Origin of the sequence: Corynebacterium tuberculostearicum (assembly GCF_022347385.1) — a bacterium.
In the GTDB taxonomy this organism is placed as follows: domain Bacteria; phylum Actinomycetota; class Actinomycetes; order Mycobacteriales; family Mycobacteriaceae; genus Corynebacterium; species Corynebacterium tuberculostearicum_M.
In genome coordinates, this window is the sequence record NZ_JAKRDT010000002.1 from 58,713 (window position 1) to 71,768 (window position 13,056).

11 protein-coding genes are annotated in these 13,056 nt (G+C 61.4%); 8 read left to right on the top strand and 3 right to left on the bottom strand.

Annotated features, from left to right (window positions below; genetic code table 11):
- The first annotated feature begins 211 nt into the window (after positions 1-211).
- Positions 212-2,020, top strand: coding sequence for a hypothetical protein (locus MHK00_RS01455; protein ID WP_250410137.1), 1,809 nt, complete (start codon positions 212-214; stop codon positions 2,018-2,020).
- A gap of 222 nt (positions 2,021-2,242) precedes the next feature.
- Here the strand turns inward: MHK00_RS01455 and MHK00_RS01460 are convergent, their stop codons facing one another.
- The 3 genes from MHK00_RS01460 to MHK00_RS01470 form a co-directional block, all read right to left on the bottom strand.
- Entirely contained in the window at positions 2,243-3,115 is an 873-nt protein-coding gene (locus tag MHK00_RS01460; RefSeq protein WP_250410138.1) for a hypothetical protein, read from the bottom strand.
- A 228-nt stretch (positions 3,116-3,343) separates the two neighbouring features.
- Positions 3,344-4,402, bottom strand: a complete 1,059-nt coding sequence (locus tag MHK00_RS01465) for a CNNM domain-containing protein (protein WP_005324190.1) — start codon at positions 4,400-4,402, stop codon at positions 3,344-3,346.
- Complete coding sequence (locus MHK00_RS01470) at positions 4,402-5,796, bottom strand: hemolysin family protein (protein ID WP_250410139.1); 1,395 nt, start codon at positions 5,794-5,796, stop codon at positions 4,402-4,404. The genes MHK00_RS01465 and MHK00_RS01470 overlap by 1 nt, the downstream gene beginning before the upstream one ends.
- A gap of 147 nt (positions 5,797-5,943) precedes the next feature.
- Here MHK00_RS01470 and hemW point away from each other — a divergent pair, with 147 nt between their 5' ends.
- The 7 genes from hemW to ybeY all read left to right on the top strand — a co-directional run bounded on the left by hemW (position 5,944) and on the right by ybeY (position 13,022).
- On the top strand, positions 5,944-7,083 hold the full coding sequence (hemW, locus tag MHK00_RS01475; protein WP_250409389.1) for a radical SAM family heme chaperone HemW: 1,140 nt from the start codon (positions 5,944-5,946) through the stop codon (positions 7,081-7,083).
- Between the two features lie 109 nt (positions 7,084-7,192).
- Positions 7,193-8,365 (top strand): ATP-binding protein, encoded by a 1,173-nt coding sequence (locus MHK00_RS01480; RefSeq protein WP_005324196.1) that lies wholly within the window; start codon positions 7,193-7,195, stop codon positions 8,363-8,365.
- Between the two features lie 10 nt (positions 8,366-8,375).
- Positions 8,376-9,425 (top strand): heat-inducible transcriptional repressor HrcA, encoded by a 1,050-nt coding sequence (hrcA, locus tag MHK00_RS01485; protein WP_250410140.1) that lies wholly within the window; start codon positions 8,376-8,378, stop codon positions 9,423-9,425.
- Between the two features lie 69 nt (positions 9,426-9,494).
- On the top strand, positions 9,495-10,646 hold the full coding sequence (dnaJ, locus tag MHK00_RS01490) for a molecular chaperone DnaJ (protein WP_023021000.1): 1,152 nt from the start codon (positions 9,495-9,497) through the stop codon (positions 10,644-10,646).
- Complete coding sequence (locus tag MHK00_RS01495; protein ID WP_250410141.1) at positions 10,646-11,404, top strand: 16S rRNA (uracil(1498)-N(3))-methyltransferase; 759 nt, start codon at positions 10,646-10,648, stop codon at positions 11,402-11,404. The genes dnaJ and MHK00_RS01495 overlap by 1 nt, the downstream gene beginning before the upstream one ends.
- Before the next feature lie 23 nt (positions 11,405-11,427).
- Positions 11,428-12,408, top strand: a complete 981-nt coding sequence (locus MHK00_RS01500; protein ID WP_005326444.1) for a PhoH family protein — start codon at positions 11,428-11,430, stop codon at positions 12,406-12,408.
- Positions 12,405-13,022 carry an rRNA maturation RNase YbeY gene (gene ybeY, locus MHK00_RS01505; RefSeq protein ID WP_005326445.1) on the top strand — a complete coding sequence of 206 codons (618 nt, stop codon included), beginning with the start codon at positions 12,405-12,407 and terminating at the stop codon, positions 13,020-13,022. The genes MHK00_RS01500 and ybeY overlap by 4 nt, the downstream gene beginning before the upstream one ends.
- Positions 13,023-13,056: the final 34 nt, after the last annotated feature.

The window sequence follows — 13,056 nt, forward strand, 5'->3', positions numbered from 1 at the left end:
GGCCGTTCCATATAATTTTTGTTATTCCTGTTCAGCGGCTTGGGTGCTGTATTCAGCGGTATTGTTGATGGGTCAACCTTAAGATCTAAGTAGAAAATGCTCTCAACGCGCTGTAGGGTATTTCCCGTCCAGGCGAACGCCGTGACCTAGCATCATCCACACGCGGCGCGCGCAATCACATTCTTTAACCACATCTACAGGGAGTTAAACCATGGGCGCACGCCGAACTTCTCGCCTCATTGCCAGCGCAGTGGCCGTAGCCACCTTCTCTTCCATCACTGTTGTGCCTAACGCCGTCGCCGCCGACGACACCACCTTTGTCGAGGAAAAGACCACCGACGGTACCGTAAGCCTCAACGGCATCGAATTCGATGAGAACGGCAAGCTGCTGGAGGAAAACAACGCCGGCGATAAGGCGATGGAAGAACTCGACGCAGAAGAAGACGCCGCCGAGTCCATCACCCCGTACGCCGTAGACGGCGCGGAGGAGACCGCCGAGGCTCCGGCTTCTGAGGAGTCTGCAAAGCCAACCAGCCTCGAGGAACTCGCACAGACTGAGGCCTCCAACGGCGACGTCAACGTCAAGGTGGTCAAGGATGAGCAGAAGGACAAGCTCGTCTGCGAGGTCACTGATGCCCCTGACAAGGAAGGCAACATGCTCGACCTCAAGCTTGCGCTGGCTAAGGCCTTCTACGATGGCGGCGAAAAGATCCTCAAGACCGTCTGGGAGATCATCCCGGTTGTCGGCGACCTCGTTCCGGCTGATTTCATCGATAAGATTTCCGGTAAGACCTGGGACGGCATTGCCAAGCTGGTCAAGGAAGGCGAGAAGGACAAGACCGTGACCTGGGATCTCTCCCGCGCCCAGGGCATGGCCATCGGCCGTATCGATAACGCCGATGCCGACGTTGATATGAATAACCCGGATGGCGCTAAGAAGACCGTCTCCGGCCTGCTTAAGTTCGCCGACGGCGCCTTTGGCAAGGGCACCAAGGTTATCTTGAAGCTCTTTAATGCAGCCGTTACCATCGCCGGCCTGGTTCCAGGTGCGAGCGTCGCCGGCGACCTGAAGCTGAGCAAGGACCAGCAGAAGAGCATCGAAGACTCCCTGAATAACATCTCCACCGCAGCTTCCGATCTCGCGGCCGTCAACGCCCCAGCCGGCCAGCTGTGCTCCGATATGCTCAACGGCAAGAAGACCAAGGACCAGCCTGCCGAGGAGAGCCCTTCCGAGGAGCCTTCTTCTGAGGAGACCACTTCCGAGGCTCCGGCTTCTGAGGATGCTACCTCTGAGGAGACCACCCCGTCCGAGTCCGCAGAAGAGACCTCCGCCGAGGAGACCTCCGCTGAAGAAACGGCCACCGAAGAGCCGACCTCCGCAGAAGAAACTTCCGCTGAAGAGCCGACCTCCGCTGAAGAAACGGCCACCGAAGAGCCGACCTCCGCAGAAGAAACTTCCGCTGAAGAGCCGACCTCTGAGGAATCCACCGAACCTTCCACTACCGAAGCTGCGGTTGTTCCGGGCAAAGACGGCCAGGACGGTAAGGACGGCCAGGATGGCGTAGACGGTAAGGATGGCCAGGATGGCCGCGACGGTCGCGATGGCCGTGACGGTCGTGACGGTAAGGATGGCGAGAACGGCCGCGATGGACGCGATGGTCGCGACGGCGAAGATGGCCAAGACGGTAAGGACGGCCGCGACGGCGAAGATGGCCGAGACGGACGTGATGGCCGAGACGGTCGCGACGGCGAAGATGGCCAAGACGGTAAGGACGGCCGCGACGGCGAAGATGGCCGAGACGGACGTGATGGCCGAGACGGTCGCGACGGACGTGACGGCCGCGATGGCATCAACGGTAAGGACGGCAAGGACGCAGACATGTCTTCCGTCGCAGGGTTCTCCTTCCTGGCTGCGCTCGTAGGCGGCGGCACGGTGCTGGGCATCCTGTCCACCATTGACTACCTCTACACCCACGGCATGCTGCCGAAGAACAGCGTCCCATGGCGCATCAACCAGTAAGACCTTCCTGTTGAGGCATTAGCTGGAAGTAGTAGAGCCTCCGCGAGCATGCGCTCGCGGAGGCTTTTTCTTATTGCGGGCGAAGTCTCGGTGGGTTCTCTTGCAAGGCATTCGCCATTACCCGCCCTTCGCGCTCACCGGCGCAGCCGACTCCGCGGCGAAAGCGCCGCTGGTGAGCGCGAAGGGCGGGGTAGCGGAAGGCGGGAGGCAGGAAGCGTGGACTTAGGCAGAACGGGCGGCCTTTTGTCTGTCGGAGATGGTGGAAATGAGGTCGGTCAGGAAAAGAGTGGGGTGGTCGATGAGTTGCCGAGGGGTATAGCAGAGGACGGTGAAGCCGGCCTCGCGCAGACGTCGGTGGCGCTCACGCTGATGGGGAAGTGCCTTCGCAGGGATGATGTCGATGAGGTAGGCGCTGTTGATGCATAGGGCGGTTGTGATGCCAGGCAGCGCGGTGAACGGCGCCTCGAAGAACATGGGCCAGGGGAAATCGGCCTCAATGAGGAGGGCGCGGGCGAAAGACTCGTAAGGAGAGCGGGAAAGGGAAGAGGCGTGGTGGATTACGGCGCGGACGATGCGGCTATTGCGCACCCGGCCCATGCGGGCGAACTCTTCCTTGAGGTCTTCTCGGCTCAGGCCGGAGCGCAAAGCCGAGTCGGCGGCGATGAGGCCGTCGGTGAAGCCGTGGTAGCGGGCGACGTCGATAACCGCGCGGGCCTTGGAAACGCAGCGGGTGCCGTCCACGAGGATGGGCTCGGGAAGTAAAGCCTTGCGGTAGATGCGCTCGGGATGGCGGCGGTCCTTGTGGGGAAGCGTATTGGTGGGAAGGGCCATTTCAATCTTTTCCTCGGCCGTGGCGATGACCCACAGCCCGTGGACGCGGGCGGCGGACTTGGAGATGAGCACCGCGGTATAGGCGCTGCGGGCGGCGGCGATGGCGCACAGGCGCAGCTGGGAGGGGAAGTCGAGGCAGTGGTAGTGATCGCGCCGGACGGCGATGCGTGGTGCGAGTTTGAGGTAGGTGCCGTTTTTCAGGTCGGTCCAAAAGGTGGGGTGGTTGGTGCGGATGGAGTCGATATTGGTCAGTGGTGGTGTCATGCCTCCTAGGCAAGGACACGCCGCCGGCCGGCGCGAGGAGGTGGCGGCCGGGCCTGTGGATAACAACGACGCGGGGAAAGGCGAGTGAGCGAAGTGGCGGCTGGGAAAGTTACGGCCACAGTTATCCACAGTCGGGGGCAACATCCCTTGCGCGTGGGAGCAAAAACGACAAAGCCCGCGCCGGCCACAATGAAGCGGGCACGGGCGCGGGCGAGGTCGCGGCAGGAACTAGACGGCTGGGGGAGGGGTGACCTTATCTAGCTGCTCGGTAATCTGCGGCCATAGTTGGCCCATAATGTCGTCCCAGGTGAGGATCCACACGGCGTTGTCTTTATCAGCCTTGCCCACCATGACAAGCTGCTCGTTGCGAGCGCGCATATGGTCCAGAGTCTTTTGCACGGTGGTGGAAGAAGACACGGACAGGGCAGGGCGGGAGAACTCGAGAACCGGGGTTTCTGGTTCTGCCAGCAAGGTATCGCGCACGTGGACCACGCGGGGGACTCGGGAGTCCTTGGGGAAGACCAGCACGCGCATGATGTTCTTGCGTACGACGAGGTCTTGGAGGTCCTCCACGGTGGCGTCGGAAGGCAGGGGCACTACCTCCGAGCCGTGCTCGCGGGCCATGGCGCCCACGGTGGAGTTTTCCAACTCGATGACATCAGAAATCTGGTTGGCAGACTCATCATCCAGAGCACCGGTCTCGCGGGAGTGCTCGACCAAGGTGCGCAGAGTCTCAGCGTCGTAGCCGGCCGCACCGGCGCGGTCGACGGGTTCTTCGCCAGCCAGGGACACCATTTTGTTGGCCATGACGTTGATCCACTTCAGCAGCGGGCGGAAGATCCACACGAAGCCACGTGCGGGGACCGCGATGAACTGCAGGGCGGTCTCCGGGTGGGTAATGGCCCAAGACTTCGGCGCCATCTCACCGAGTACGAGGTGGAGGAAGGTAACGATGAAGAGGGCGAGGAGGAAGCTGACGACGTCGGCAATGCCCAGCGGCAGTCCCGCGGCTTCTAGTGGTGCCATGAGCAGGTGGTGCACCCAGGGCTTGGTTACAGCACCGAGCACAAAGGTGGCGGCGGTAATGCCCAGCTGCGCGCCGGCGAGCATGATGGTCAGCTCATTGAGCGAGCGCAGGCCGGCGCGGGCGGTGCGGGAGTTTTCCGCATCCTCTTCCAAACGGTTGCGGCGAGCGCCCATCAAGGAGAACTCGATAATCACAAAGAAGCCGGAAGCGGCGATGATAAGGAGGGTAACGAGGAGGTTAAACCACCACGATTCGGTCATTATGCATCCTCCTTCTTATCGGCATCATCGGAGTGGTCGGAGTAATCCTCCACCAACTCGATGGCGAGCACGGACGGTACGTGGCGATCCACCTCTTGCACGCGCAGGCGGAGGGAGCGGACGGGTGCTTCATCGTGGTCCACCCAGTCATCGGGCTCGGCCTCGAGCTGGATGGTGTGTTCCTCGCCTACCTCAGGCAGCGCACCGGAGTGGGCAATGACGAGGCCGGCAACAGTCTCAAAGTCGCCCTCGGGCAGGTCGTGGCCGATGGCGCGCTCAATCTCATCAATCGGCGTATCGCCGTCGACCAACCAGTGGGATTCGTCCTGCTCGGTGATTTCCTCGGTTTCTTCGATATCGTGCTCATCGGTGACATCGCCCAAGATTTCCTCGGCCAAGTCCTCCATGGTCACGATGCCCACGAAGCCGCCGTACTCATCGATCACGCACGCCATCTTCTGGTCGCTATCGCGCAGCTCTTCCACCACATCCGGCAGCGGCATCAACTCAGGGACCACGACGGCCTCTTGCATGATGCCGGTGGCCTTGGTGGCGGCGGGCAGGTCGCTTCCCAGGACGTCGATAAGATGCACCACGCCGATTGGATTGTGCTCATCGTCGATGACGGGGTAGCGCGTGTGGTCGGTAGACATCATCTCGCGGACCTCACCGAGGGTGGTGTCTGGGTCAATGACGTCCACGCGGGAGCGCGGAATCATGGCGTGCTCCACGTCGTGCTCGGGGAAGTCCAGCAGGCGGTCTAGCACCATGTAGGTATTTTCATCCAGATCGCCAGCCTCGTGGGAGGAATCCACGATGGATTCCAGGTCATCGGCGGTGGCGGAGGAGTCCACGTCTTCTACCGGTTCGATGCCAAAGACCTTAAGGATGGCATTGGAAGAGTACTCGAAGAAGTGGATGAGCCAGCCAAATAGCCGCAGGTAAAGCTGCGTGGAGGCGGCCAGCCAGCGCGCCGTCTTCATCGGTGCGGCGATGGTGTAGTTCTTGGGGAAGAGCTCTGCAAACAGCATCGTCGCAATCGTGGAAATGAAAAGTGCCGCGATGGTACCAACGGTGACTGATACCGCGGACGGAACGCCGACGCCGCCGAGCAACGTACCCAGTCCTTGGCCCACGAGCGGCTCGGCCACATAGCCGATGAGCAGGCCGGTAATCGTAATACCGAGCTGCGCGCCCGAGAGCATGAAGGAGGTCTGCTGGGTAATAGCCAGCGCGCGTTGGGCTGTCTTATCCCCCTCAGCAGCCTGGGTCCGCAGTTGCGTGCGGTCCACGGACATAAAGGAAAATTCTTGGGCCACGAAGTATGCGTTCGCGACGATGATGAGGCCAATGACTACAAAGCCGGCCAGGATCATCAAAATAGCCGATAACATGATTTACTCCCCACCGCCTAGAAGGAGGTAGGGACATCGACTCGGAGGTTCCACTGAGGGTGCCTTTCTACTTGGGAAGATGGAAACATACTACATGCTCAACCCCGCTTTCGGCCATTTTGTTCCCGGCCTATTAGGGTTTTATCCATGACTGAACCCTTCGGGCTGTATATCCACGTTCCTTTCTGTGCCACTCGTTGCGGGTATTGCGATTTCAATACCTATACCCCGGGCGAGCTTGGCAGCCCGCGTGATCTCACTGGGCCCTACCTGGATGCCTTGGACCGCGAGCTGGAGTTGGCGGCCGCGCGCGTGGGCCGCCCGGCCGAGACCGTCTTCATTGGCGGCGGCACGCCCTCGCTGCTGGGAGGGCAGGGCCTGAGCCGCATCCTGAACACCGTCCGTTCCACCTTCGGCCTAAAACCTGGGGCGGAGGTCACCACCGAATCCAACCCGGAGTCCACCTCACCGGAGTATTTTGCCCAGCTTGCCGACGCCGGCTATACCCGCATCAGCCTCGGCATGCAGTCAGCGTCCCCGGGCGTTCTCCAGGTCCTCGAGCGCGCCCATACCCCCGGCCGCGCCTTTGCCGCCGCCCGCGAGGCCCGCGCCGCCGGCTTCGAGCACGTCAACCTCGACATGATCTACGGCACGCCCACCGAAACCGATGACAATGTGCGCGAGACCTTGGACCGAGTGCTAGAAACCGGCGTAGACCACGTCAGTGCTTATTCGCTCATCGTAGAAGACGGCACCCGCATGGCGCGCAAGGTCAATAAAGGTATCCTGCCCGCCCCCGATGAGGACGTGCTGGCGCGGCGCTATGAGATGATTTCCTCCACCCTCGAAGCGGAAGGCTTCGAGTGGTACGAGGTCTCCAACTGGTCCAAGCCCGGCGGCGAGTGCGAGCACAACCGCATCTACTGGGTAGACGGCAATTGGTGGGGTGCCGGCCCAGGAGCCCACTCGCATTTGGGCAATGAGCGCTTTTTTAACGTCAAGCACCCCTCGCGTTATATCGATGCCCTCGGCCGCGACGAGCTGCCCATCAAAGAAACCGAGACGCTTACCGACGCCGACCGCCACATGGAGAAAATCATGCTCGGCCTGCGCCTGCGCGAGGGCATCCCGGAGGCCTGGCTCGATGCCCACGCCGCCCCCGCCCTCGAGCGCTTTATCGGCCGCGGCCTGCTCGAGCGCGCCGACGATCGCGTACGCATCACCAAGCCCGGCCGCCTGCTAGCCGATGGCATCATCACCGATCTCCTCGTCGCCGAAGAAACCTAATCCTCGTTCCCAGACCTTTAGACTTAGTCCAGTAGAAACCAAACCAGTTAGTTTTGACTCAGTCGATGAGAAACCTGTTATTCCGCTATTTTCTTGTTAGTCTTTTGATATGGACGATGCACTAAATCCGTATACGCCCGGTTCGGGACTTGCCCCTACAGTCCTCACCGGGCGCGACAGGGATCTACAAGCTTTTGACAACTTGATTAAGCGTGCAGAAAACAATTTGCTTGGCCGCCCGATGTTGCTCATTGGCCTTCGTGGAGTCGGCAAGACGGTCCTTTTGAACCAATTGAAATCACGGGCCGATAAGTGTGACTGGCTCACGGTAAAAGTTGAAGCTTCGCAAGGAGTGCGCGGGGCAGAGAGCGTACGGCGGGCAATTGCCAACGGGCTAGGAAAAGCTTCGCTGCGCTACCGTGCGAAGGCGTTGGTGAAAGAGAGTGCTTTGGCACTGTCTCGTGCAGTTGCCTCATTTCATCTTTCCCTGGGAGACGGAGCATTGAACCTAGGGGTGGAGGCTAAGGATTTAGCTCCTGCTACCGGAAACCTCGAGCTCGACCTACAGGACGTAACCTCTGCTGTGGCTGAAACGCTGGTAAAGGACGGCAAGGCCCTCGCATTCTTCATCGATGAAATGCAAGATCTTGATGAGGAAATGCTGGAGGCATTAATTTCGGCACAGCATGAGGCTGGGCAAAACCGGTTACCCTTTTATATTATCGGCGCTGGTCTTCCGAGTCTGCCTGGCAAAGTTGCACGGTCCCGCTCCTATGCGGAGCGAATGTTCGAGGTACACACCATTGACCGCCTTGGCTTGCATTCGGCGCGCAAAGCTCTATCTGCACCCGCTGAGCGCCAAGACGTGGAATTCGAAGATGACGCTCTGGATTTTCTTGCGGAGGCAAGTGGACAGTATCCGTACTTTTTACAGGAGTTTGGATCCCAAATTTGGAAGGTAGGCGAAATCTCACCGTTTACCATTGCGGATGCAAGGCAGGCCGCTCGCTTGGGAACAAAGCAACTAGACGCAGGCTTCTTCCAAGCTCGCTGGGATCGAGCTACGCCAGCTGAAAGAGACTATCTCAGTGCCATGGCAGCCTTAGGCGATGGTTCAGCGGAAACGAAAGAAATCGGTGAACGTCTGGGGAAGGATAATAAAGCTCTTGGTCCGGTGCGGGCTAAGCTCATAAACAAAGGTCTCATTTATTCCCCTGAGCACGGTAAAGTCAGGTACACCGTCCCGAACTTTAAAGAATTTATCATTCGCCGAAGCGAATAGGAGCGCCATAGTGTCTACCTCAACCGATGCCCGCCGCAAGGAAGTCCTGCGCGCCATCGTGGCGGACTATATTGCCTCCCAGGAGCCGGTCGGCTCTAAGTCGCTGCTAGAGCGCTACCAGCTGGGAGTTTCCTCGGCCACCATCCGCAATGACATGGCCGTGCTCGAATCCCAGGGCCTTATCTCCCAGCAGCACGCCAGCTCAGGCCGCGTGCCCACCCAGCAGGGCTACCGCCACTTTGTGGACTCCCTCCACGAGGTCAAGCCGCTTTCGGCCCCGGAGCGCCGCGCGATGCTCAACTTCTTGGAAGGCGGCGTCGACCTGGAGGATGTGCTGCGCCGCTCGGTACAGCTACTGGCGCAGGTGACGAAGCAGGCGGCCGTCGTCCAGCTGCCCAATCTCAAGGTATCCCGCGTCAAGCACTGCGAGGTTGTGGCGCTCTCCCCAGTGCGCCTGCTGCTGGTGCTTATCACCGATAACGGCCGCGTGGACCAGCGCAATGTGGAGCTCGATGAAATCATCGACCAGGACCAAACCTTCCGCCTGCGCGACATCGTCAATAGCGCGCTAGTGGGCAAGACGCTTAGCGACGCCTCCGTGGAGCTCGCCCACCTTGTCGATGACGCCCCCTTGGGTATCCGCCACCACGTGCTCAAGGTGGCCACCACCCTCATCGAGACCCTAGTGGAGCAGCCCTCCGACCGGCTGATTATGGCCGGTGCTTCTAACCTGACGCGCGTGGCGCGCGAGTTTCCGGAAGGTTTGCCCAAGATTATTGAGGCATTAGAAGAGCAGGTCGTCGTCCTCAAGCTGCTTGCCCGCGTGCCCGATCTGGGCAACGTCTCCGTGGTCATCGGTGAGGAAAACGAGGAAGACCAGCTGCGCCAAGCCTCCGTCGTCGCCACGGGCTACGGCCTGGGCACGGGCGATGAGGTGGCCACACTCGGCGGCCTCGGCGTAGTGGGGCCGACCTTTATGGATTACTCGGGAACAATTTCTAAGGTCTCTGCCGTTGCACGGTATGTGAGCGAAATTTTGGCCGGCGAGCAGTGCGAGTAAACTGGCTGGCCGCGAATAATTTTTTCAAGTTAACCCCAACAAGACGAATTAGAAGGAATATCTCTTACAGTGGCTCGTGACTATTACGGCATCCTCGGTGTTGATAAAAACGCAACTGACCAGGAGATTAAAAAGGCCTACCGCAAAATGGCCCGCAAGTATCACCCGGATCTGAACCCGGATGATGACGCTGCCGCGGAAAAGTTCCGCGATGCCGCGCTGGCCCAGGAGGTCCTGCTGGATCCGCAAAAGCGCCAGATCGTGGACATGGGCGGCGACCCCATGGAGCAGGGTGGCGGCGGTGCCGGCGCCGGTGGCTTTGGCGGCTTCGGTGGCGGCGGCCTCGGCGATATCTTCGCCGAGTTCTTCGGCGGCGGTGCCGGCGGTTCCCGCGGCCCGAAGTCCCGCGTCCAGCCGGGCAACGATGCCCTGCTGCGCACCCGCATCACTTTGGAGGAGGCCTACACCGGCCTGAAGAAGAAGGTCACCGTGGATACCGCGGTGCTGTGCGATAGCTGCGGCGGCACCGGCTCCGAGTCCAAGGCCAAGCCGGTTACCTGTGATAACTGCAATGGCATGGGTGAAATCCAGGAGATGCAGCGCAGCTTCTTGGGCAACGTCATGACCACCCGCCCGTGCCCGAAGTGCCAGGGCTTCGGCGAGGTCATTACTGATCCGTGCAACCACTGCGCCGGCGATGGCCGCGTGAAGAAGCGCCGCGATCTCACCGTGAATATCCCGGCCGGCATCAATGATGGCATGCGCATTCGTATGGCCTCCCAGGGCGAGGTCGGCCACGGCGGCGGCCCAGCCGGCGACCTCTACGTTGAGGTCCACACGGAGGAGCACCCCGTCTTCCAGCGCAACGCCGATGACCTGAACCTCACCGTGCGCGTGCCGATGATTGACGCCGCCTTGGGTACCAACTTCACCATCGACCAGCTCAATGGCGAAGAGCTCACCATCGACATCGAGCCGGGCACCCAGCCGGGCGAGTCCATCAAGGTCGACGGCGCCGGCATGCCGCGCCTGCGCACCGATGGCTACGGCAACCTCTTTGCCCACGTGGACGTCGTTGTGCCGAAGGACCTGGACCGCAAGACCCGCGAGGCCCTGGAGAAGATCCGCAATTCCCGCGACGAAGGCGCGCGCGTGCGCACCACCGGCGACGGCCAAGAGGAATCCTTCTTCAGCCGCCTCCGCGATAAGTTCCGCCGCTAATGTCGCTGCCCGTCTTCATCCACCCGGATCTTTCCGCCGCGCGCACCGGCGAGGCTTTCAGCTTCTCCGGCCCGGAGGCCCGCCATGCCGTGACGGTCAAGCGCATGGGGGAGGGCGAGCGCCTCGAGCTTATCGACGGCACCGGTACCCGCCTTGCCCTCACCATCACCGCTACCTCGGGCAAGGACTCCCTGGAGGGCACGGTCGACTCCATTGACACCGCGCCCGAGCCCACCCCGCGGGTGAGCGTGGTGCAGGCTATCCCGAAGTCCGAGCGCGCCGAGCTCGCGGTGGATCTTGCCACCCAAGCCGGCGCCGATGAGATCATCGCCTGGCAGGCGGATCGCTGCGTGGCTAAATGGGACGGTAAGAAGGCGCCGAAGGCGGTGGCCAAATGGCAGGCGGCCGCCGATTCCGCGGCCAAGCAATCCCGCCGCGCCCGCATCCCGCAGGTGCGCGGCCCGCTGACCACCCCGCAGCTCGTTCAAGAGCTCACCGGTCGCCGCGACGGCGCTTCCTCCAACGCACCCACAGTGCTCGTATTGCACGAAGAGGCTACCGCCTCCATCAAAGACGTGCCGCTCACAGAGGACGTCGTCCTGCTCGTTGGCCCCGAGGGCGGCATTGGCGACGCCGAGCTCGATCGCCTCAAAGAAGCCGGCGCCACACCCATCAAGCTCGGCCCGGAAGTGCTGCGCACGGCGAGTGCGGCAATGGTGGCGCTGGCGGCAATCGGCATGCGCACCGAGCGTTGGTAGGCGGCGCTGGTAGCCTAAAGCACGTGCCTATCATCACGAAGAAATGTGAGCTAGATTCCGCCTACGTCAGCAGCGTGCTGGGTAGTGCGGACGATAACCTGCGCGTGCTCAATAACCGCCTGGATGCGGACCTTTTTGCCCGCGGCAATGTCGTTACCGTCACCGGTCCCGATTATGAGGTGGCCCGTGCCGCCAAGATCCTCGATGAGCTCGAGGCCATCGCCCGCCGCGGCCACGCCGTGTCCACCGATACGGTCAAGCACACCATGGACATGGTGGCCGTGGAGGCGCCGCAGTCGGTATCGGCGGCGCTGGCGGCGGACATCGTTAAGCGCCGCGGCAAGGCCGTCCGCCCGAAGACGGTGGGCCAGTCTGAATACGTGCAGGCCATCGACGATAATACGGTGGTCTTTGGTATCGGCCCGGCAGGTTCCGGCAAGACCTACTTGGCGGTAGCCAAGGCCGTGCAGGCGCTGCAGACCAAGCAGGTCTCGCGCATCATTCTCACTCGTCCGGCCGTGGAAGCAGGGGAGAAGCTCGGCTTTTTGCCGGGCACGCTCAATGACAAGATTGATCCGTACCTGCGCCCGCTTTATGACGCCCTGCGGGACATGCTCGACCCAGAAATGATTCCGAAGCTCATGGAGGCCGGCATCATCGAGGTCGCCCCGCTGGCCTATATGCGCGGCCGCACGTTGAACGATGCCTTTGTCATCCTTGATGAGGCCCAAAACACCACGCCGGCGCAGATGAAGATGTTCCTCACCCGTCTGGGCTTTGGTTCCAAGATTGTGGTCACCGGCGATATCTCGCAGGTAGACCTTCCACACGGCCAGGTCTCGGGCCTGCGCATCGTGCGCCGCATCCTACGCAACGTGGATGATATCCACTTCGCGGACCTGGGCTCCAAGGACGTGGTGCGCCACCAGCTGGTCGGGCGCATCGTCAATGCGTACGAGACCTTTGATAATAAGAAAGCCGCTGAATACGAGGGAATGGAATGAGTATCGAGTTTCTCAATGAATCCGGCTTCGAAGGCGTCAACGAGGAGATGCTGATTGACGTCGCCTCTTATGCCTTCGGCGCGATGGACATCAACCCCGATGCCGAGTGCACAATCACCTGCGTGGATTTGAAGACCATTGAGGATCTCCACGTGCGCTGGATGGATCTGGAAGGCCCCACCGATGTCATGAGCTTCCCCATGGATGAGCTCACCCCTGGCGCCATCGCCGGTGGCGGCCGCCCCGATGCCGCCGACCCGGGCCCGGCCATGCTGGGCGATATCGTCCTGTGCCCCGAGTTTGCCCTGCGCCAGGCGGAGGCCGCCGGCCACTCCCTAGGCCACGAGCTGGCCCTGCTTACCGTCCATGGTTGCCTGCACCTGCTGGGCTATGACCACTCCACCCCGGCCGAGGAGAAGGAAATGTTTGGCCGCCAAAACGAGCTGCTCGCGGATTGGTACGACGACGCAGCCGAGCGCGGCGTTTCCTATCAGCCCAAGCCTTCTGGCCCGAAGGCTTTTCCTGACGCTGCCGAGCGCGCCAACCTAGACAAGCAGGTTCCCGGCGGCGGAATCCCTGCGGTGGGCGAGCCACAAGATCGCCCCGAGGAATAATTTTTGTCTTTTCCTTGGTGAGCGCGCGGGCAGC